At 68.9% G+C, this 19,758-nt stretch carries 17 protein-coding genes; 13 read left to right on the top strand and 4 right to left on the bottom strand.

What is annotated here, in order from left to right:
- Positions 1-148: 148 nt before the first annotated feature.
- Positions 149-2,446 carry a PAS domain-containing sensor histidine kinase gene (locus tag VM780_RS10120; protein ID WP_325447148.1) on the top strand — a complete coding sequence of 766 codons (2,298 nt, stop codon included), beginning with the start codon at positions 149-151 and terminating at the stop codon, positions 2,444-2,446.
- 7 nt (positions 2,447-2,453) lie between these two features.
- Here the strand turns inward: VM780_RS10120 and VM780_RS10115 are convergent, their stop codons facing one another.
- The 3 genes from VM780_RS10115 to VM780_RS10105 all read right to left on the bottom strand — a co-directional run bounded on the left by VM780_RS10115 (position 2,454) and on the right by VM780_RS10105 (position 7,181).
- The gene (locus VM780_RS10115) at positions 2,454-5,423 is read right to left on the bottom strand and encodes a bifunctional [glutamine synthetase] adenylyltransferase/[glutamine synthetase]-adenylyl-L-tyrosine phosphorylase (protein ID WP_325447147.1); all 2,970 of its coding nucleotides are present in this window, start codon (positions 5,421-5,423) and stop codon (positions 2,454-2,456) included.
- Between the two features lie 85 nt (positions 5,424-5,508).
- Entirely contained in the window at positions 5,509-6,333 is an 825-nt protein-coding gene (gene cysE, locus VM780_RS10110) for a serine O-acetyltransferase (RefSeq protein WP_325447146.1), read from the bottom strand.
- A gap of 95 nt (positions 6,334-6,428) precedes the next feature.
- A complete protein-coding gene (locus tag VM780_RS10105; protein ID WP_325447145.1) occupies positions 6,429-7,181 on the bottom strand; it encodes an alpha/beta fold hydrolase in 753 nt (250 codons plus the stop codon).
- 119 nt (positions 7,182-7,300) lie between these two features.
- Between VM780_RS10105 and VM780_RS10100 the strand changes: the two genes are divergently transcribed.
- The 4 genes from VM780_RS10100 to VM780_RS10085 all read left to right on the top strand — a co-directional run bounded on the left by VM780_RS10100 (position 7,301) and on the right by VM780_RS10085 (position 9,408).
- A complete protein-coding gene (locus tag VM780_RS10100; RefSeq protein WP_325447144.1) occupies positions 7,301-7,777 on the top strand; it encodes a DUF2243 domain-containing protein in 477 nt (158 codons plus the stop codon).
- Positions 7,774-7,935 carry a hypothetical protein gene (locus tag VM780_RS10095; protein WP_325447143.1) on the top strand — a complete coding sequence of 54 codons (162 nt, stop codon included), beginning with the start codon at positions 7,774-7,776 and terminating at the stop codon, positions 7,933-7,935. Before VM780_RS10100 ends, VM780_RS10095 begins: the two co-directional genes overlap by 4 nt.
- 73 nt (positions 7,936-8,008) lie before the next feature.
- Positions 8,009-8,257: a zinc-finger domain-containing protein gene (locus VM780_RS10090; protein ID WP_325447578.1), complete on the top strand. Its 249-nt coding sequence runs from the start codon at positions 8,009-8,011 to the stop codon at positions 8,255-8,257.
- On the top strand, positions 8,254-9,408 hold the full coding sequence (locus VM780_RS10085; RefSeq protein ID WP_325447142.1) for an FAD-dependent monooxygenase: 1,155 nt from the start codon (positions 8,254-8,256) through the stop codon (positions 9,406-9,408). The genes VM780_RS10090 and VM780_RS10085 overlap by 4 nt, the downstream gene beginning before the upstream one ends.
- 3 nt (positions 9,409-9,411) lie before the next feature.
- Here VM780_RS10085 and wrbA read toward each other — a convergent pair whose 3' ends face one another.
- Entirely contained in the window at positions 9,412-10,011 is a 600-nt protein-coding gene (gene wrbA, locus VM780_RS10080; protein ID WP_325447141.1) for an NAD(P)H:quinone oxidoreductase, read from the bottom strand.
- Positions 10,012-10,174: 163 nt separating this feature from the next.
- Between wrbA and VM780_RS10075 the strand changes: the two genes are divergently transcribed.
- The 8 genes from VM780_RS10075 (at position 10,175) to VM780_RS10040 (ending at position 19,748) form a co-directional block, all read left to right on the top strand.
- A complete protein-coding gene (locus tag VM780_RS10075) occupies positions 10,175-10,993 on the top strand; it encodes an enoyl-CoA hydratase/isomerase family protein (RefSeq protein ID WP_325447140.1) in 819 nt (272 codons plus the stop codon).
- Positions 10,994-11,073: 80 nt separating this feature from the next.
- Positions 11,074-12,555 carry a glucose-6-phosphate dehydrogenase gene (zwf, locus tag VM780_RS10070; RefSeq protein ID WP_325447139.1) on the top strand — a complete coding sequence of 494 codons (1,482 nt, stop codon included), beginning with the start codon at positions 11,074-11,076 and terminating at the stop codon, positions 12,553-12,555.
- A complete protein-coding gene (gene pgl, locus VM780_RS10065; RefSeq protein WP_325447138.1) occupies positions 12,552-13,262 on the top strand; it encodes a 6-phosphogluconolactonase in 711 nt (236 codons plus the stop codon). Before zwf ends, pgl begins: the two co-directional genes overlap by 4 nt.
- Before the next feature lie 40 nt (positions 13,263-13,302).
- Positions 13,303-15,111, top strand: coding sequence for a phosphogluconate dehydratase (gene edd / locus VM780_RS10060; RefSeq protein ID WP_325447137.1), 1,809 nt, complete (start codon positions 13,303-13,305; stop codon positions 15,109-15,111).
- 34 nt (positions 15,112-15,145) lie between these two features.
- Entirely contained in the window at positions 15,146-16,792 is a 1,647-nt protein-coding gene (gene pgi, locus VM780_RS10055; RefSeq protein WP_325447136.1) for a glucose-6-phosphate isomerase, read from the top strand.
- Positions 16,789-17,154, top strand: a complete 366-nt coding sequence (locus VM780_RS10050) for a hypothetical protein (RefSeq protein WP_325447135.1) — start codon at positions 16,789-16,791, stop codon at positions 17,152-17,154. The genes pgi and VM780_RS10050 overlap by 4 nt, the downstream gene beginning before the upstream one ends.
- 240 nt (positions 17,155-17,394) lie before the next feature.
- Entirely contained in the window at positions 17,395-18,864 is a 1,470-nt protein-coding gene (locus tag VM780_RS10045) for a DEAD/DEAH box helicase (RefSeq protein ID WP_325447134.1), read from the top strand.
- A 140-nt stretch (positions 18,865-19,004) separates the two neighbouring features.
- Complete coding sequence (locus VM780_RS10040) at positions 19,005-19,748, top strand: competence/damage-inducible protein A (RefSeq protein WP_325447133.1); 744 nt, start codon at positions 19,005-19,007, stop codon at positions 19,746-19,748.
- Positions 19,749-19,758: the final 10 nt, after the last annotated feature.

Genomic DNA, 19,758 nt, shown 5'->3' with positions numbered 1-19,758 from the left:
TTTTCCGCTGCGGGCGGCAAAGTATTTAATGAGGGATTAATTCGCACTGGACAGCAGGCTACCGAATTGATTCTAATATGAAAGTCGATTCGACGCGTGGGGGTTCCCGAATCGACTTTCTCCAGTATTGTTCGGGAAGGAAACTGCGATGGCGCGCGCCACCGTAGCGGGTATGCCTTTGCGCCGCGGCGCACAGCATGTCGCAAAAGGCTGGCTCAAGCTGCCGCGGCCAGATCTCGCGCCGATCGAGCCGATCGTGCGTCGCAGCGTCCCGATCCTGATCGTCCTGTTCCTGCTGGTGTTCGGCGGCGGAGCCGTTCTTCAAGCCCTCGACGCGCGGCGGCACGCGCTTCGCGCGGCCTCCGACGACATGGCGACGCTGGCCGCCATGGCCGCCCTGCAGCTGCCGAAGCTCGACGGAACCTTGAGTGGCGACGCCCTCGCCGCCAGCCTGCCGGTCAACACGATCGAACGCGGCCGAAGGCTCTACGTCGCCGACGAGACGGGAAAGATCGTGGCGTCGAGTGGGGCGCCCGAAGGCCAGCCGCCGGCGGATCTGGTGACGCTTCTCGGCGCAGCCCAGCCGCTGACCACCTTCGGCGAGCGCGCCGGCGTGATGATCCTGACCCTGCCGGACGGCGCGGCCGCGCTTGCGACAGTGCGCAACATTCCTTCGGGCCGTCCGGGCCAGATTGCGCTCGTTCAGAATGTCGACGACGCTCTCGCCCCCTGGCGGGCGAGCGCCCGTTCGTCCGTCACGCTTTACGCGTCGACCGGGTTCGTGCTGGCGCTGCTCGGCCTCGCCTTCCAGTGGCAAGCCGCCCGCGCGCGCCGCACCGACGACGTCTACGACCGGGTTCAGCACCGCATAGAGACCGCCCTGTCACGCGGCCATTGCGGGCTGTTCGACTGGGACATCGCGCGCGGCCGCATCTTCTGGTCGCGCTCCTTGTTCGAGCTCCTCGGCCATCCGCCGCGCGAGCAGCTGGTGTCGTTCGGCGAGTTCAATTCGCTGGTCAACGCCGAGGACATCGACCTCTATGCGCTCGCGGACGAGGTCGCCTCCGGCCGGACCTCGACGATCGACCGCGTGTTCCGCGTGCGGGACGCGCGGGACCAGTGGAAATGGCTGCGCGCCCGCGCCGAAGTCGTGCAGGGCAAGGCCGAAGACGGCATCCGGCTTATCGGCATCTGCGTCGACGTCACCGAGCACCGCACGCTGGCCGAGCGCACCGCGACCGCCGACATGAGGCTGCGCGACGCCATCGAGACGATCTCGGAGGCGTTCGTGCTGTGGGACGCCGCCAACCGGCTCGTCACCTGCAACTCTAAGTTCCAGCAGCTTTATGAACTGAAGGACGAGGCGGTCCGGCCGGGAACGCTGCGGGACGAGATCATCGCCGCAGGCCGCCAGCCGGTGATCGTGAATTCCGTCAGGCCTGACGGCCGGGTCGAGGACGGCGCCAGGTCCTATGAAGCCCAGATCGAGGACGGCCGCTGGCTGCGCATCAACGAGCGCCGCACCAAGGATGGCGGCTTCGTCTCGGTCGGCACCGACATCACCTCGCTGAAGCGTCAGGAAGAGCGCCTGATGGACAGCGAGAAGGCCCTGATGGCGAATGTCGCAGACCTCAGGAAATCCCGTCAGACGCTCGAAATTCAGGCCCAGCAGCTCGCCGACCTCGCCGAGAAATACGCCGAGCAGAAGAGCCAAGCGGAGTTCGCCAGCCAGGCGAAGTCCGAGTTCCTCGCGAACATCAGCCACGAGCTCCGCACGCCGCTGAACGCCATTCTGGGTTTCTCCGAAATCATGGAGTCCGGCCTCTTCGGCCCCCTCGGCTCCGAGAAGTACTACGAGTATCTGCGCGACATCCGCGAGAGCGGCGTCTACCTGCTCGACGTCATCAACGACGTGCTCGACATGGCGAAGATCGAGGCCGGCCGATTCCGGCTCGCCCGCGAGACCCTCGACATCGACAAGGTGGTGCTGGACGCGATGCGGGTGATCAGCCCGCGCGCCGAGGAGAAGTCGATCGCGGTTCGCGCCGAGGCGGCCTGCGGCGCGACCGTCGAGGTCGACCGCCGGGCGCTCAAGCAGATACTGCTGAACCTGCTGTCGAACGCGGTGAAGTTCACGCCAGCCGGCGGCCGGGTCACGATCCGAACCCGAGCGGTCGGCGGCGCGATGAACCTCTACATCGAGGACACCGGCATCGGCATCCCGAAGGACGCCATCGACAAGCTGGGCCGCCCGTTCGAGCAGGTCGAGAACCAGTTCTCCAAGAGCCACAAGGGTTCTGGCCTCGGGCTTGCGATCGCCAAGTCGCTGACCGAGCTGCATGGCGGTTCGATGCGCATCCGCTCGACGGTCGGCGTCGGCACGGTCGTGCTGGTGCGCCTGCCGCTGCGGGCGGATGAGGAAATCCGAGAGGAGAGGATCGCCTGACGATCCTCTAGCGGAGGCTCGCCAGAACCCGCTCGAAAGTCGCCCGCACGGCCTTCTGCGTCTCCTCCAGCGTCGCCGTCAGAACCGCGAAGTCCGGCGCTTCTCCGGTGCGCGCGAGAAGCCGCTTGAGCCCTTCGCCAGCCTCCTCCGGATCAAACGGCTTGTCGGTCGCAAGCCTCAGCGCCTGCGTGAGGTCCTGCTGAAGCCGCGCGCCGGCGCGAAGCGTCCGCCACGATTCCGGATCGAGCAGCCCGGCCTCTCTGGCGTGATCGAGCGCCGGAACGGTGGCGGTGGAGAGTATCTTCGGGTGTTCGGCCGCGTGAACGAGCTGCAGCGCCTGAGCGACGAATTCGATGTCGACCAGGCCGCCGGGCGCGTGCTTCAGGTTCCACGGCCCGCCGTCGCCCTTCTCCTGGTCGAGCAGCGCCCGCATCTCTGCGACGTCCCTCGCGACCTTGGCCCCGTCGCGCGGCGTATGAAGCACCTCGCCGATCGCGCGCCCCACCTGCCGCCGGAACGTCTGCGGCCCCGCCACGACCCGAGCGCGCGACAGCGCCATGTGCTCCCAAGTCTCGGCCTCGTCGGCCTGATACATCCTGAAGGCCTTGAGGCGGGTCGCGAGCGGTCCTGAGCGGCCGGACGGCCGCAGTCGGAAGTCAACCTCGTACAGCACCCCCTCGGCTGTCGGCGCCGACAGCGCGGCCACCAGCCGCTGGGTCAGCCGCGCATAGTACTGGCTGGGGGCGAGCGGGCGCACTCCGTCGCTGTCCGAGGCGTCCTCCGGATGCTCGTAGAGCAGGATGAGGTCGAGATCGGAAGCGGCCGTCATTTCCTGGCCGCCGAGCTTGCCCAGCGCAACCACGGCCGCCGCCCCGCCCGGGACGTTTCCATGAACCCGCGTCAGCTCGGCCTCGACGAGCGCGAAGACCGCCGTCAGCAGGGCGTCGGCGATCAGCGCGAAGGCCGGTCCCGCCTGTTCGGCGGCCACCGCGCCGGCCGCGACCCTGAGCGCCACCAGCGTCTTGAGCTCCTGGCCGACGATGCGCGCGCGATCGAGCGCGTCCTCATAGGACCTCGCCTCCGACAGCGCCTGCTCGATCCGGGCGTCGAGCTCGGCGCGCGTCGGCAGATGTCCGAAAAACGCCGGGTCGAGCAGAGCGTCGAGCACGCGGGGCCGCCGGGCGAGGATCTCGGCGAGCCGCGGCGCGGCGCCAAGCACGCCGCAGAGCAGCTTCAGGATTTCCGGGTTCGCGCGGATCAAGGCGAGCAGTCCGACCCCCGATGAGGTCTGCTCGAGCATCCGGTCGAACCCGTTGATCACGGCGTCCGGACGGTCCGCCTTGGCGAAGGCGTCGAGGAGCAGCGGCACGAGCTCCGTCAGGAGTTCACGCGCTTTGGCGGTGCGCATGGAGGCGTAGCGGCCGCGATGCCATCCGCGGATCGTGCGCGACAGCGAGCTCGGCTCCGCGTAGCCGAGCGACGAAAGCGTCGCCAGCGTGTCGGGATCGTCGTCCTCGCCGGTGAAGACCAGGCTGCCGATATTCGCGGAAAGGGGCGGCGCGTCCTCGAACAGCCGTCGGTAGTGCCGCTGCACGAGCTTCAGCCGGCGCGTCAGCGCCTTGGCGAACGTGTCCCGGTCCGGATAGCCGGCGAAGCGCGCAAAGCGCTCAAGCGCGTCCTCCTCGTCAGGCAGCGAATGCGTCTGCTCGTCCGCCACCATCTGGAGGCGGTGCTCAAGACCGCGCAGGAAACCATAGGCCTCGGTAAGTTCGTCGCGCGCTTTGCCGTCGATCCATCCGGCCTCGACCAGGCCCTTTAGCGTCTCCACTGTGCCGCGCGTGCGAAGCGAGGGGTCGCGGCCGCCCGCGACGAGCTGCTGCGTCTGAACGAAGAACTCGATCTCGCGGATGCCGCCCCGGCCGAGCTTGAGATTGTGACCCTCGACCGCGATCTCGCCGTGCCCCTTGTGCGCGTGGATCTGCCGCTTCATGGCGTGGATGTCGGAGATCGCGGCGTGGTCGAGCGAACGGCGCCAGATGAAGGGCGAGAGCTCCGTCAGAAAGGCCTCGCCGGCCGTTCTGTCGCCGGCGACCACGCGCGCCTTGATCATCGCGGCGCGCTCCCAGTTCTGTCCCACGCTTTCGTAATAGGACAGCGCGGCGTCGCGGGAGATGGCGACCGGGGTCGACGAGGGATCCGGGCGCAGCCTGAGATCCACGCGCGCGACGTAGCCGCCAGCCGTGCGCTCCTGCAGGAGCTTGGAGATCGACTGCGTAATCCGCACGAACAGCGGCGTCGGCTCCTCGCCCTCCGCGACGGGAGCGATTTCCGGATCGAAGAACGCGATCAGGTCGACGTCGGAAGAATAGTTGAGTTCGGATGCGCCCAGCTTTCCCATGCCGAGGATGAAAAAACCTGAGCCGGCCTCCGGATCTTCCGGCTTCGGGAGCGCGAGCTTTCCAGCATCGTGAGCGTCGCGGAGCGCGGACCGGGTCGCCGCCCGGATGGCCTCGTCCGCGAATGACGACAGAGCCGCGGTGACCCGCGCGGCGTCCCATGCCCCGCCGAGGTCGGCGAGCGCGATGAGCAGCGCCGCCTCCGCGCGAGCTCGGCGCAGCGCGCCTCCCAGAGGCTTGCGGTCATCCGCTCGCGACGCCCGGTCGAGCTCCGCCGCCAGAGCGCCGAGATGTTCATCCGGGTCGCTCGCGAGAATGCGCGCCGCTCGTTCCGGATCTCGCTCGATCAGCCCCCAGAGAAAGGGCGAGCCATCGGCCACCCCTTCGAGCAGCGCGCCGACCGGTTTCGCCCGGGCGACTTGGGCCAAGGCCGCGGCGGCCGGCTCCTGCAGCAGTTCCTGGACGCGCTCGCGCGCCGCCTCGGCGTCGACGAGCTGCGGCGCTTCGGTAAGACGCTCCGCAAGAGAGGGCCCCTTACAGAGCGCCGCCGTCGCCCGCTTGTGTGAGGATCGTTCCGTCATGCGCCGCCTCCTGCCGGTCAGGCTTGGAAGATCGGCGCAGCCGCGGCAAGGCGGCCGAAAGGCCTATGCGCCCCGGAAGCGGCGTTCAGAGGCCTGCGTCGTAGAACACCTGGTCCATGGCCCGCGCGGGCTCGGCGCAGGGCGAAGCCCCGACGACGCGCGCGGGGACGCCCGCCACGGTCACGTTCGGCGGCACGTCACGCAGCACGACCGAATTCGCCGCCACGCGCGAGCAGTGCCCGACCTCGATATTGCCGAGGATGCTCGCCCCGGCGCCGATCAACACCCCGCGCCGGATTTTCGGGTGGCGGTCCTGGTCGCTTTTGCCGGTGCCGCCCAGCGTCACGCCGTGCAGCAGCGAGACATTGTCCTCCACGACTGCGGTCTCGCCGATCACCACGCCGGTCGCGTGATCAATGAACACGCCGCGGCCGAACGGGGCCGCAGGATGCACGTCGACCTGGAAGATGTTCGATGCGCGGCTCTGGATGTAGAGCGCAAAGTCGCGCCGCCCTTCGCCCCACAGCCAGTGCGCCAGACGATGCGCCTGGATTGCGTGGAAACCCTTGAAGTGAAGCAGCGGCTCGATCGCCCGATGGCAGGCCGGATCACGCTCGATGACAGCGTTGAGATCAGCGCGGATCGCCTGCCCGATCTCCGGATCGGCTTGCGTCGCCTCCTCGAAAGCCTGCCAGATCAGGGAGCGCGGCACGTCGACGTGATCGAGCCTCGCCGCCACGCGGTGGCCGACCGCCTGCTCGAGCCGGTCGTGGTTGAGCACGGTGCTCATCACGAAGCCGCCGAGTTCGGGCTCGCGGCGGATGACGTCCTCGGCTTCGGCGCGGATGCGCGCCCATACCGGATCCAGCGTCATGAGGTTGTGGGACTCGGCCCGGGCCAGTTTGCTCATGCTGAAAGTCTCCGCCCCGCGGGCCGTCGCCGTGGAGGCTTACCACATGTGGGTAAACGCGCAGGCGCCGAAAAGGCGCCGCGCCGTCATGTCGGTTAAGGGCGCCTCGCCAGGAAGGCCAGAACGCCTTCCTTGTAGACCTTGTCGCCGACCGCGCGGTTATGGTCCCGGCGCGGGATCGGCAGCGCTTCAGCGCCCGGGATCAGTCGGACAAGCGCGTCGAGATCGCCCGCGACCTCGTCTTCCGTTCCGACCGCGACCAGCACCGGAACCTTGATCGTGCCCAGCATCTTGGCGTCGACCAGCGAGCGTTGCGCCCGCATGCAGGCGGAAAGCGCCCGCCGGTCCGACTTCGTCGCTTCGGCGAAGCGACGGAACATCCGCGCCATCGGGTCGACGATATCGTCCTCGGACGGCGCGACGAGGCCTTCGGCGATCGCATCGGCCGACGGCGCGCCGCGCAGGAGACCCTCGCCCATCCCGCCCAGGATCGCCGAGCGCACCCGCTCGGGATGCCGGATGGCGAGCAGCGCGGTTATGCGAGCGCCCATCGAATAGCCCATGACGTCCGCGCGCTCGATCTTGAGGTGATCCAGCAGCGCAAGGGCGTCGCCGGCCATGACGTCAGCGCCGTAGAAGGCCGGGTCATAGAGTTTCTCGCTCGCCCCGTGTCCGCGATTGTCGATTGCGATCACGCGGCGCCCGTCGCGCTTCAGCGTCTCAAACCAGCCCGGCCCGACCCAGTTGACGTCGAGCGAGGAGGCGAAGCCGTGGATCAGCAGGATCGGGTCGCCCTCGCCTTCGTCGCGATAGACGAGTTCGAGGCCGTCGGATTGGAAACTCGGCATGGAGACTCCGTCTGGTACGCCAGCGCGGCACCCTAGTCGCGGAGCGCGCGGGGCGAAAGCCGAGGAACAATCCGCGCGGGCGCAGCTTCGATCCGGCGAGACAGCGGTTCGAGGGGCAGATGACGAAGAAATTTCCCGTCGCGGCGGGCGTGCTGTTCGGGCTCGGCCTCGGCGGCTTCTTCGATGGCATCGTCCTGCATCAGGTGCTGCAGTGGCACCACATGCTGAGCAGCTGGTATCCGATCAAGGACCTTGAGAGCCTCGAGCTCAACACGCTGTGGGACGGGATTTTTCACAGCGCGACCTATGTCTTCGTCGTGGTGGGGCTGTTCATCCTGTGGCGGGCGGCGCACCGGGGACATCTCTACTGGTCGAACCGCTACCTCGTGGCGACCCTGTTGATCGGGTTCGGCGCGTTCAATCTGGTCGAGGGTCTGATCGATCATCAGCTGCTCGGGCTGCACCACGTGAACGAGCTGAGCCCCCGGTCGCAATGGCTCTACTGGGACGCCGGCTTCCTGTTCTGGGGAGCGGCGATGGTCGCCGGCGGCTCGCTGCTCCTGCGATCCGCCCGAAGAAGGACGGCTTCCGCATGACGGCGGCCACGCGCCCTGCCCGGCTGCGCGCCGCGCTGCCTTGGGCGGCGCTCGCAGCTGGTCTTGCCATCGCCACCTATCCGGCCTGGCGTCTCCTCGTCTTCGGCTACGCGCCGACGCTCGACGATCTGCTGACGCTACGCTGCTTCGGCGTCTGATCCGCCCGCCGGCGGCTTGCCGCCGTGCAGCAAAATGCGTAAGGCGACGGTCGTCATTTTCGAGGAAGCCGCCATGGCCGAGCACGCGACGCCGCACTTCGCCAATGACGCGGGCGTCTCCACGATCGCGATCGGCGCCCGCGAGTTCATGTGCATCGGGGCCAAGCCGCCGTTCGACCATCCGCATGTCTTCCTCGACATGGGCTCGGACGACGAGATCATCTGCCCGTACTGCTCGACGCTCTTCAAATTCCGCGCGAGCCTGCACGCCGACGAGACTGATCCCCCCGGCTGCCTCTGGCGTACGCCCACCCCGGCGTGACGTCGCTTACGGCCGGGCGCGCGCTGATCGCGGGGGCCGGGATCGGCGGGCTTACGCTCGCTCTTTCGCTCGCCCGCCGCGGCGTCGGATGCCGAATCTTCGAGCGCGCCTCTGTCCTTGAAGAGACAGGCGCCGGCGTTCAGCTTTCGCCGAACGCCGGCCGGGTTCTGGATGCGCTTGGCCTCGGTCCGGCGCTCGATGCAGCCGGCACGCGGCCCGAGGCGGTCGCGATCATGGACGGGCCCAGCGGACGCCTGCTGAAAACGCTGCCACTCGGCCGCGAGGCCGAACGCCGCTGGGGCGCGCCTTACCGGGTGATCCACAGAGCCGATCTGCAGGCCATCCTGCTCGGAGCGGCGCAGACCGAACCCGCAATCGAGCTGTCGCTCGGCGCTGAGGTGAAGGAGGCGCGCGACGCCGCCGGCGGCGCGGCGCTGGAACTGACCGACTCGTCCGGGCCCCATGTGGTCGAAGGCGCCTGGATCGCCGGGGCGGACGGACTGCGCTCCACCGTACGGCGCGCGGTGAAGCTTGCCGTCGCGACGCGCCCCGCCGGGCTGACGGCGTGGCGCGCCGTGCTGCCAGCTGCGGCGCTGCCCTTGGGCTTCGACGCATCAAGGGTCACCGTCACCCTCGGTGCCGGCGCGCATTGCGTGATCTATCCGGTGCGCGGCGGACGAGAGGCGAACCTCGTCCTGATCGGCGACGACAGCGTGGAGGCCCCGGAGGCGCTCGTCGCGGACTGGTCTGCGGCGGCGCAGGACGCCGTCGCCGCCGCGGCCGTATGGACGCGCTGGCCACTGCACGACCGCTCGCCGGACCCCCGGATGCATCGCGGCCGCATCGCTCTGCTCGGCGACGCGGCGCACGCGGCCTTGCCCTCGCTCGCGCAAGGCGCAGCCTTCGCCATCGAAGATGCGGCCGTGCTGGCGCGCCTGGTCGCCCAAGGCGGGCCGGATCCGTTGGGCGCCTATGAGCGCGCTCGGCTGATGCGCGTCGCTCGGCTCCAGATGCGCTCGCGGCGGCAGATCAGGATCGATCACCTGTCCGGGCTCGCGGCGCGCGCTCGAAATCTCGCCCTTGCGGCCGCGCCGACGAGCGCTCTGCTCGCCGGCCTCGACTGGATCTACGGCTGGCGAGACGACGCCTGACCGTCAGCGCGCGAGCTTCGCCGCGATCTCTGCGACGTGCCTTCCCTGGAAGCGTGCGCCAGCGAGTTCGTTCTCGGAGGGCTGGCGTGAGCCATCGCTCTTCGCCAATGTCGACGCGCCATAGGGCGAGCCGCCGGTGATCTCGTCCATGTTCATCTGACCCGCGAACGAATAGGGCAGACCGATGACCACCATCCCGTGGTGGAGCAGTGTCGGGATGAAGCTCAGGATCGTGCTCTCCTGCCCGCCATGCTGCGTGGCCGAGGAGGTGAAGACCGACCCGACCTTGCCGACGAGCTTGCCGGAGAACCAGAGGCCGCCCGTCTGGTCGATGAAGGAACGCATCTGCGAGGCGACCGTGCCGAAACGGGTCGGCGCGCCGAAGATGATCGCATCATACTCGGGCAGCTCATCGACGGTCGCGACGGGCGCCTTCTGGTCGAGCTTGAAATGGCTCGCCTCGGCGATCTCGGGCGGAACCGTCTCCGGGACCCGCTTCACCGAAACCTCCGCGCCGGCTTCCCGCGCGCCCGCAGCCACCGCCTCGGCCATGGTCTCGACGTGACCGTAGGTGGAATAGTAAAGCACGAGGACTTTGGCCATGACCGGCTCCTTTCGCTGAAGGGTTGACCCCTGAACTGCGTCCGAAGCTGATTGTTGCGCGCCGAAGTGGCAAGCCGGCGCTCCGCGAAGCTTTGTTTGCGCAGAAGCAAATTTCTGCATCCGGGCCGCGGCCCCACGCGTTTCAGGGAGCGCGCGAGTCATCATGAGCGACGTCCGGTTCGGCTCTCTGATCCTGAAACGTGATGGGCAGCGCGCTTCAATCGTCATCGACCGCCCCGCCAAGAAGAACGCGATTGACGAGGCCACCTGGCGCGCCTTCGCGGACGCCAGCGCGGCGATCGCCGCAGATCCTGAAATCGCCGTTGTGATCGTGCGCGGCTCCGGCGGCGCGTTCAGCGCCGGCGCCGACATCGCGGAGTTCGTGGCGCTCACCGAAGCCGATGACGCGCGCCGTGACGCGTTCGCCGACGCGGTTCGGGACGGCGAGGAGGCGGTCGCGCGCATTCCGCAGCCGACGATCGCGCTGATCGACGGCGCCTGCGTCGGCGGCGGGTGCCAGATCGCGCTCGCCTGCGACATCCGGATCGCGGCCTCGACCGCCCGCTTCGGCGTCACGCCCGCAAAGCTTGGCATCGTCTACCCGGTAGCGAGCACGCGCCGCCTCGTGGCGGCGGTTGGAGCGTCGGCGGCAAAGGAACTTCTGTTCACCGGCGGCCTCATCGACGCTGAAAGAGCGGCCTCCATCGGCCTTGTCGACCGCGTGGTCGAAGCCGCGAGGCTCGAGGCGGACGTCGACTCGCTCGCCGCCGCGATCGTCGCGAACTCGCGCTATTCGCTGGCGGCGGCGAAGGCCACCGTCGACGCTCTGAGCCAGCCGGAGCCGGATCTGGCGGCGCTCGAGGCGCTTTGGCGCGGCGGCTTTTCCGGCGAAGATCTGGCCGAAGGCGCGCGCGCCTTCCTGGAGAAGCGGCCGCCGCGTTTCACATGGGCTCGACGGCCAGATCCTCAGCCGGCTTCGTGAATCCGCCGGCCCGGTTTGACACGCCGGACGCGGCGCTATCATCTCGCAGCCGCAGTATCGTTTTCAGGAGCGGACATTCGATGACGAGCCGCATCCTCGCCGTTGATCCCTTCGATCTCGTGGTGTTCGGAGGCACCGGCGACCTCGCCTATCGAAAGCTGTTCCCCTCCCTCTATCGCCGCGACCGCGACGGACAGATCACCGACCCGAGCCGGATCATAGGCGTCTCACGCCGCCATCTGACACGTGATCAGTTCAGAGAAGAGGTGAGTGACGCGCTCGAAACCCATGTTCCGTCTGAAGAACGAGAACATGACACCCTGCAGCGGTTTCTCGACCGGCTGGACTATCACGCGGTCGATGCGGGCGGCGATGACGGCTGGGAGGAGCTACGGGCGGCGATCGCCGACGGCCTCGACCGCGTGCGCGCGATCTATCTCGCCACCTCGCCGAACCTGTTCGACGCGATCGCCCATGGTCTCGCCAAGTTCGACCTGATCACGCCGAAGACGCGCGTCGTCCTGGAGAAGCCGCTCGGCCATGATCTGGCCTCGGCGCGGGAGATCAACGCAGCCGTCGGCGAGGTTCTGCCGGAGAGCCAGATCTACCGGATCGACCATTATCTCGGGAAGGAGACGGTGCAGAACCTGATGGCGCTGCGCTTCGCCAATGTTCTGTTCGAGCCGGTCTGGAACTCCGCCCACGTCGACCACGTCCAGATTACCGTCGCGGAGAAGATCGGCGTCGAGAGCCGCGGCGGGTACTACGACGCAGCCGGCGCGCTGCGAGACATGATCCAGAACCACATCCTGCAGCTGCTCTGCCTGGTCGCGATGGAGCCGCCCTCGGCGATGGAAGCGGACGCGCTGCGGGACGAAAAGCTCAAGGTGCTTCGGGCGCTGCAGCCGATCGACGACAGCAATGTCAGACCGTTGACGGTGCGCGGCCAGTACCGCTCCGGCGCGATCGACGGAAAGTCGGTCCCAGGCTACCTCGAGGAGCTCGACGGCGTCGACGAAAGCGCGACCGAGACTTTCGTGGCCCTCAAGGCCGAGGTGCAGACCTGGCGCTGGGCCGGCGTGCCGTTTTACCTGCGGACCGGCAAGAGGCTGCCGGACCGCCTGTCCGAGATCGTGATCCAGTTCCGGGAGGTGCCGCTGTCGATCTTCGGCGCAGCCGGCGGGTTCCTGGCGCCGAACGCGCTCGTCATCCGGCTGCAGCCCGACGAGGGGGTGAAGCTCTATTTGATGATCAAGGACCCCGGCCCTGGCGGAATGCGCTTCCGCGAGGTGCCGTTGAACCTGTCCTTCGCCGAGACCTTCAAAGGCCGGAATCCCGACGCCTACGAGCGGCTGCTGATGGACGTCATCCGCGGCAACCAGGCGCTTTTCATGCGCCGCGACGAAGTCGAGGCCGCCTGGATCTGGGCTGATCCGATCCTGGAGGCCTGGTCCCGGCTCGGCCAGCCGCCGGCGCCCTATACTGCCGGCACCTGGGGGCCGTCCGGCGCGGTGGCGCTCATCGAACGCGACGGCAGAACCTGGCGCGAGGACCCATCATGATCGGCGTCGACAGGATCCATCTTCGAACCTTCCCGGACCGCGCCACGCTGGCCCAAACGCTTGCGGCCGAGGTCGCCGACGCTTTGCGGGCCGAGATCGCAAAAGGCGACGCCGCGACCCTCGCGGTCTCCGGCGGCGCTACGCCGAAGAAGTTCTTTCGCGAGCTCTCGACGGCGGAGCTTGATTGGGAGGCCGTGACGGTCACGCTGGTCGACGAGCGCTGGGTTCCGGAAACCGACGAGCGCTCGAACGCCCGGCTGGTGAAGGAGAACCTGCTGAAGAACGAGGCGGCCGCCGCCGCCTTCGTCCCGCTAGTGACCGACGCCGGCTCTCCGGAAGGCGGCCTGCTCGAGGCGCAGGAACGGATCGCCGACCTCTCCGGGCCGCTCACAAGCGCCATCCTCGGCATGGGGAGCGACGGTCACACGGCGTCGTTCTTCCCCAAGGGCGACCGGCTCGAGGACGCCCTCGACATGACCGGAAAGCTGCTCGTCGTCCCGATGCGCGCGCCGGCGGCGATGGAGCCACGCATCACCCTCACGCTGCCGATGATTTTGGCCGCGCGGTCGCTGGTGCTGCACATCGAGGGCGACGGCAAGATGGCGACGCTCGAGAAGGCGCTTGCGGGGGACGATCCGCTCGAGATGCCGATCCGCGCGGTGATCGAGCACGCGCCGCGTCCGCTGGAGGTGGTCTGGGCGCCGTGAACGCCCTTCCAGCCCAAACGCCCGAACTCGGAGGTCCGTCATGACCCTCGACCCCCGCATCGCCGCTGTCACCGAGACGATCATCGCTCGCAGCCGCGAAGGGCGCGCGAGCTATCTGGAGCAGATCGAGCGCGCCGCGGCGGCGGGGCCGCATCGCGCCGCGCTGTCTTGCGGCAATCTCGCTCATGGCTTCGCCGGCTGCGGCCCAGACGACAAGGCGGCGCTCAAGGCCCAACGGGTTCCGAACGTCGCGGTCGTCACGGCCTACAACGACATGCTCTCGGCGCATCGCCCCTATGAGCGCTACCCGGAACTGATCCGCTCCGCGGCGCGCGCAGCCGGCGCGGTCGCTCAGGTCGCGGGCGGCGTGCCGGCGATGTGCGACGGCGTCACGCAGGGGCAGCCCGGCATGGAGCTCAGCCTGTTCTCGCGCGACGTCATCGCGCTGGGCACGGCGGTCGCGCTCAGCCACGACATGTTCGACGCTGCGCTCTACCTCGGCATCTGCGACAAGATCGTGCCGGGCCTGGTGATCGGGGCGCTGGCTTTCGGCCATCTGCCCGCGATCTTCGTTCCCTCAGGTCCGATGCCGACCGGCATCTCGAACGACGAGAAGGCGCGCGTCCGGCAGCTCTACGCCGAAGGCAAGGTCGGACGCGCCGAGTTGCTCGAGTCGGAATCGGCGAGCTATCACTCGCCCGGCACATGCACCTTCTATGGCACGGCCAACTCGAACCAGATGCTCATGGAGATCATGGGCCTGCACCTGCCCGGCTCGAGCTTCGTGCCGCCCGACACGCCGCTGCGCGACGCGCTCACCCAGGCGGCCGTACGCCAGGCGCTGGCGATCACGCGCGCCGCGAACGGCTATGCGCCGATCGGCAGGGTTCTGGACGAGAAGGCCTTCGTGAACGGCATCGTCGGGCTGAACGCGACCGGCGGCTCGACCAACCACGCGATCCACCTGATCGCGATGGCGAAAGCCGCCGGCGTGACGCTCACCTGGGACGACTTCGACCGTCTGTCGGCCGCAACTCCCCTGCTCTGCCGCATCTATCCGAACGGCTCGGCCGACGTGAACCACTTCCATGCGGCGGGCGGCATGCAGTTCCTGATCCGGGAGCTTCGCCGCGCCGGACTGCTGCATGACGACGTGCTGACCGTCTTGGGCCACGGCCTCGCCGACTACGAGAAGGAGCCGGTGCTGGCGGGCGGCGACATCGTCTGGCGCGAGACCGACGCTGCAAGCCGCGACCAGAGCGTGCTTCGCCCTATGGCGCAGCCTTTTGATCCCGAGGGCGGCCTTAGGCTGCTCGACGGCAATCTCGGCCGCGCGGTCATCAAGGTGTCGGCGGTCAAGCGGGACCGCTGGACGATCGAGGCGCCGGCGCGCGTGTTCTCCTCCCAGGATGCGCTGGAGGCGGCGTTCCGCGCCGGCGAACTCGATCGCGACGTCGTCGCGGTCGTGCGGTTCCAGGGTCCGAAGGCGAACGGCATGCCCGAGCTGCACCGGCTGACGCCTGCGCTCTCTGTCCTGCAGAACCGCGGACATCGCGTCGCGCTGGTCACCGACGGGCGAATGTCGGGCGCATCCGGCAAGGTGCCGGCGGCGATCCACGTCACGCCAGAGGCCGCCCATGGCGGACCGATCGCGCGCATCCGCGACGGCGACGTGATCCGCGTGGACGCCGAGGCCGGCGTGCTCGAGGTCAGGGTCCCGGCTGCGGAGTTCGAAGCGCGCGCGCCGGTGTTCGAGGAGACCGAGCCGCAGTTCGGCATGGGCAGAAACCTTTTCGCCGCCTTCCGCGCCGCCGTGGGCTCGGCGGAACAGGGCGCGAGCGCCATTTGACGCCCTGCCGAACACGGAAGCTCGGGAGACAGGAATGACCTCAGCCCGCGACGCGATTTTCGAGCGGCTGGCCGCTCACCGGCGCGACATAGAGCGCGTGCCGCTGAGGCAGATGTTTGCGGACGACCCGCACCGCTTCGCGCGTCTCTCGGTCAAGCTCGACGACCTGCTGTTCGACTACTCGAAGACGCGCGTCACGCCGGAGACGATCGCGCTGCTCGTCGAACTCGCGCGCGCCTGCGACCTGGAAGGCCGCCGCGACGCGATGTTCTCCGGCGCCAAGATCAACACGACCGAGGGCCGCGCCGTCCTCCACACCGCGCTCCGCGCTCCGGAGGACGCCCACATCCTCGTCGACGGCCATGACGTCATGCCGGAGATCTTGGCCGAGCGGCGCAAGGCCGCGCAGTTCGCCGAGGCTGTCCGCAGCGGCGCCTTGATGGGCGCGACCGGCGAGCGTTTCTGCGACATCGTCAACATCGGCATCGGCGGCTCGGATCTCGGTCCAGCGATGGCCGCTCTGGCGCTCGGCCCCTACACCCAGGCAGGCCTGCGCGGGCACTTCGTCTCGAACGTGGACGGGGCGCATGTGACGGACACGCTGAGGCATCTCGACCCGGCGCGGACCCTGGTTCTTGTCGCCTCCAAGACCTTCACGACGCTCGAGACGATGGCGAACGCGCACGCCGCCCGCGGCTGGCTGGTCGGGGCGCTCGGCGAAGCCGCCGTCGGCGCGCATTTCGCGGCGATCTCGACCAATGTCGAGGCGGTCGAAGCATTCGGCATGTCCGAGGAGCGCATGTTCCGCTTTTGGGACTGGGTCGGCGGCCGCTACTCGATCTGGTCGGCCATCGGCCTCTCGCTGACGATTCTGATCGGCGCCCAGAACTTCCAGGCGTTCCTGCACGGCGGCCGCGATGTCGACGAGCACTTCCGCGACGCGCCGCTCGACCGCAACATTCCGGCCCTGATGGGCCTGCTCGGCGTCTGGCACCGCAACGTCTGGGGCTTCGCCACCCATGCCGTGCTGCCGTACGACCAGCGGCTCGCCCGCTTCCCGGCCTATCTCCAGCAGCTCGACATGGAGTCGAACGGCAAGCGTGTCACGCTCGACGGCGCGCCGGTCGAACGCGCGACCGGGCCGATCGTGTGGGGCGAGCCCGGCACCAATGGGCAGCACGCCTTTTACCAGCTGCTCCACCAGGGCACGGACGTCGTCCCGGCCGACATCCTGATGGCCGCCCTGCCGCATGAGAACGTCGGCGACCAGCACGCGATGCTGCTCGCGAACGCGCTCGCGCAGGGCGAGGCCTTCATGAAGGGGCGCACGACCGAAGAGGCGGCTGAGCAGCTTCGCGGCGGCGGAAAGAGCTTGGCGCAGGCGGAGGCGCTCGCGCCCCACAAGACTTTCCCCGGCGACCGCCCGACTTGCGCGTTCGCCTACCGGACGCTCGACCCGCGCGCGCTCGGCCGGCTTATCGCACTCTATGAACACAAGGTGTTCACCCAGGGCGTGATCTGGGGGATCAACTCCTTCGACCAGTGGGGCGTCGAACTGGGGAAGGAGCTAGCCTCGCGCCTGATCCCGGTGATGAAGGGCGAAGCCGGAACGGAAGGACTCGACGCGTCCACCCGCGGCCTGGTCGATCACCTGCTCGCCCTGCAGGAGCAGAGCAGATGACGCGCAGAGCTTCGGGAGGCGCCGCCATCCTTCTGGCGACCCTCTCTGCGCCGGTCTGGGGGTCGCGCCCGGCCGAAGCCGCGCCGCCGACGCTCGTGGTCACCCATGAGGGTCCGTACAAAGCGGTGGCCGAGTGCAGCTACGCGAGGCTTGCGGCGCGCCATCAGGGCGTCACCCGCTCGACCCTCGAGAGCCTCGGGCTTGTCGAGGTCACGGAAGAGGTCGGCGGCTCGCGAGTCTGGTCGATCGGCTTCGTCGACGCCGGATCCAAGAGCACACAGGTCGAGGTCAGGATGAGCTCGCTCGACGCCGCGGAGGCGCGCCGGCTAGCGGACGAGATTTCCGTCTGCGGCGGCGACTGATAAGTGCTAGGTGACGGGGCGGCTTGACTTCTCGTCTTCGCGCCCGCACATGTCTTCTATCGCTCACGACAGCGATACCTCGCGTCCAGGCCGCGTGACGCCGGCACTAGCCGGACCTGCCGGGCGCCTCAGAACCCTCATCGACAGCCCAGATCACGCGGGGCGCGTCTCAACGCACCCGCCATAGCTGTGCGCCCATTCGAGGCGCGGCGGCCGATGGCTGCATCCGGAAGACCAAACTTGACCAAATTCACCGATCTCGGCCTGTCCGCGCCCGTCCTCGAGGCGCTGGCGGCGGAAGGTTACGAGACCCCCACCCCGATTCAGGCGCAGGCGATTCCGATCGTGCTGGCTGGCCGCGACCTTATGGGCATCGCCCAGACCGGCACCGGCAAGACGGCCGCCTTCGCGCTGCCCATCATCGAGCGGCTCGCCGCCAATCCGCGGGTCGCCCCGCGTCGCGGCTGCCGCGTGCTCGTCCTGTCGCCGACCCGTGAGCTCGCGAGCCAGATCGCCGAGAGCTTCCAGTCCTATGCGCGCAACCTGAAGCTCTCGGTCGCCGTCGTGTTCGGCGGCGTCGCGGCTGGTCCGCAGGTCCGCAAGCTCTCCGGCGGCGTCGACATCCTCGTCGCCACCCCGGGCCGGCTGCTCGACCACATCGACGGCAAGATGCTGCGGCTCGACCAGGTCGAGCACTTTGTGCTCGACGAGGCCGACCAGATGCTGGACCTCGGCTTCATCCACGCCATCCGCCGCATACTGCCGATGCTGCCGCACCGCCGGCAGACGCTGTTCTTCTCCGCAACCATGCCGAAGGCGATCAAGGAGCTCGCGGACGCCATGCTCCGCGATCCGGCGACCGTGGCGGTGACGCCGGTGGCTAAGACCGCCGATCGGGTCGAGCAGAGCGTCATCTTTGTTGAGCAGTCGGGCAAGAAGGCGATCCTTGCCGAAATCCTCCGCGCGCCGAACCTCGGCCGGGCGCTTGTCTTCACGCGCACCAAACATGGGGCCGACAAGGTGGTTCGCCAGCTCAGCGAAGCCGGCATCGATTCCGCCGCGATCCATGGCAACAAGAGCCAGGCTCAGCGCGAGCGCGCGCTCGGCTCCTTCCGGACGGGACATCTCCGGGTGCTGATCGCGACCGACATCGCGGCCCGCGGCATCGACGTCGACGGCGTCACCCATGTGGTGAACCACGACATTCCGAATGTTCCCGAGTCCTATGTTCACCGCATCGGCCGGACCGCGCGCGCGGGCGCCGACGGACTGGCGATCTCGCTCGTCGCGAATGACGAGCGCGCCTATCTGCGGGACATCGAGCGGCTGATCCGGCAGTCGATCCCGGCGACGGACCGGAGGTCGGAGGCCGGCAAGGCCGAGCCGGAGGGCGATGGCGCAGCCTCGCAGAAGAACCAGCGACAGGGCGGCCGCCCGCAGGGGCAGCAGCGGCCGGCCGGCGGCGGACGTCCGCACCAGGGCCGTGGCGGCCGTGGCGGCGGAGCGCCCGGCGGCGGCGAGCAGCGCCGCGGTCATGGCGGCGCCGAAGCGCAGGGTCGCCATCGTCCGGACGGACGCCGCGCCGACGGCAGCCGCGCCGATGGCGAGATGTCCGGCATGCCGTTCATGCAGAAGCCGGGCCGGCCTGCCGGCCAGCGGCCCCGTCGCGGCGGTCGTCCCGAGGGTCGCCGCTCTGCCGACCAGGGCTGATCGGGCCTCAGAACCAAAGGCGCGGGCGCTCGTCGCCCGCGCCTTTTTTGTTCGGCGATCGGCCGCCCGTCGACGGGTCCGCGGATCTTGCGCCTGCCGCAGCGTCCGCTAGCTTCGCGGCCCGTTTCCGAGGTGCGCCGATGACCGAGCAGAGCGAAGCCGTCACCGCCGCCGTCGTCGTCATCGGCGACGAGGTGCTTTCCGGCCGCACGCGCGACACCAACAGCGGCCACATCGCCGAGACGCTGACCCGCCTCGGCGTCGATCTGCGCGAGATTCGCGTCGTGCCGGACGAGCAGCCGGCGATCGTCGAGGCGGTGAACGCGCTTCGCGCCCGCGTCACCTATGTGTTCACCACCGGCGGCATCGGGCCGACCCATGACGACATCACGGCCGACGCCGTCGCGGTCGCGTTCGGCGTCGGCATCGATCACGACCCGCGCGCCGTCGCGATGCTGCAGGAGCGTTTCTCGGGTCCCGGCGAGCTCAACGAGGGCCGGCTGCGGATGGCCCGCATACCCTTCGGGGCCGAATTGATCGCGAACCCGATCTCCAAAGCGCCGGGCTTCCGGCTGGAGAACGTGATCGTCATGGCGGGCGTGCCGGCGATCATGCGCGCCATGCTGGACGAGGTCGCGCCGACGCTGAAGACCGGTGAGCCGATCCTCAGCGAGACCGTCAGGGCCGACGCCAAGGAGGGCGACGTGGCGACGCCGCTGGCGGCCGTCCAGCGCGCCCATCCCGACGTCGCGATCGGCAGCTATCCGTTCATGGACGGAGGCCGCTTCAACACCAATCTGGTGATCCGCTCACGCAAGCCCGAAGCGCTTGCGGCCGCCAGGGCGGCGGTGATCGAGATGCTCGCCGGGCTTCCGCGGAGCTGACCCCATCTGG

This window comes from Hansschlegelia sp. (assembly GCF_035538955.1).
GTDB lineage: Bacteria > Pseudomonadota > Alphaproteobacteria > Rhizobiales > Methylopilaceae > Methylopila.
This window is presented reverse-complemented; position numbering and strand designations above follow the sequence as displayed.

Excerpts from the sequence above, each read along its gene's own strand:
- VM780_RS10120 (WP_325447148.1), top strand. The coding sequence starts at position 149 with ATGGCGCGCGCCACCGTAGCGGGTATGCCTTTGCGCCGCGGCGCACAG.
- VM780_RS10115 (WP_325447147.1), bottom strand. The coding sequence starts at position 5,423 with ATGACGGAACGATCCTCACACAAGCGGGCGACGGCGGCGCTCTGTAAG.
- cysE (WP_325447146.1), bottom strand. The coding sequence starts at position 6,333 with ATGAGCAAACTGGCCCGGGCCGAGTCCCACAACCTCATGACGCTGGAT.
- VM780_RS10105 (WP_325447145.1), bottom strand. The coding sequence starts at position 7,181 with ATGCCGAGTTTCCAATCCGACGGCCTCGAACTCGTCTATCGCGACGAA.
- VM780_RS10100 (WP_325447144.1), top strand. The coding sequence starts at position 7,301 with ATGACGAAGAAATTTCCCGTCGCGGCGGGCGTGCTGTTCGGGCTCGGC.
- VM780_RS10095 (WP_325447143.1), top strand. The coding sequence starts at position 7,774 with ATGACGGCGGCCACGCGCCCTGCCCGGCTGCGCGCCGCGCTGCCTTGG.
- VM780_RS10090 (WP_325447578.1), top strand. The coding sequence starts at position 8,009 with ATGGCCGAGCACGCGACGCCGCACTTCGCCAATGACGCGGGCGTCTCC.
- wrbA (WP_325447141.1), bottom strand. The coding sequence starts at position 10,011 with ATGGCCAAAGTCCTCGTGCTTTACTATTCCACCTACGGTCACGTCGAG.
- VM780_RS10075 (WP_325447140.1), top strand. The coding sequence starts at position 10,175 with ATGAGCGACGTCCGGTTCGGCTCTCTGATCCTGAAACGTGATGGGCAG.
- zwf (WP_325447139.1), top strand. The coding sequence starts at position 11,074 with ATGACGAGCCGCATCCTCGCCGTTGATCCCTTCGATCTCGTGGTGTTC.
- pgl (WP_325447138.1), top strand. The coding sequence starts at position 12,552 with ATGATCGGCGTCGACAGGATCCATCTTCGAACCTTCCCGGACCGCGCC.
- edd (WP_325447137.1), top strand. The coding sequence starts at position 13,303 with ATGACCCTCGACCCCCGCATCGCCGCTGTCACCGAGACGATCATCGCT.
- pgi (WP_325447136.1), top strand. The coding sequence starts at position 15,146 with ATGACCTCAGCCCGCGACGCGATTTTCGAGCGGCTGGCCGCTCACCGG.
- VM780_RS10050 (WP_325447135.1), top strand. The coding sequence starts at position 16,789 with ATGACGCGCAGAGCTTCGGGAGGCGCCGCCATCCTTCTGGCGACCCTC.
- VM780_RS10040 (WP_325447133.1), top strand. The coding sequence starts at position 19,005 with ATGACCGAGCAGAGCGAAGCCGTCACCGCCGCCGTCGTCGTCATCGGC.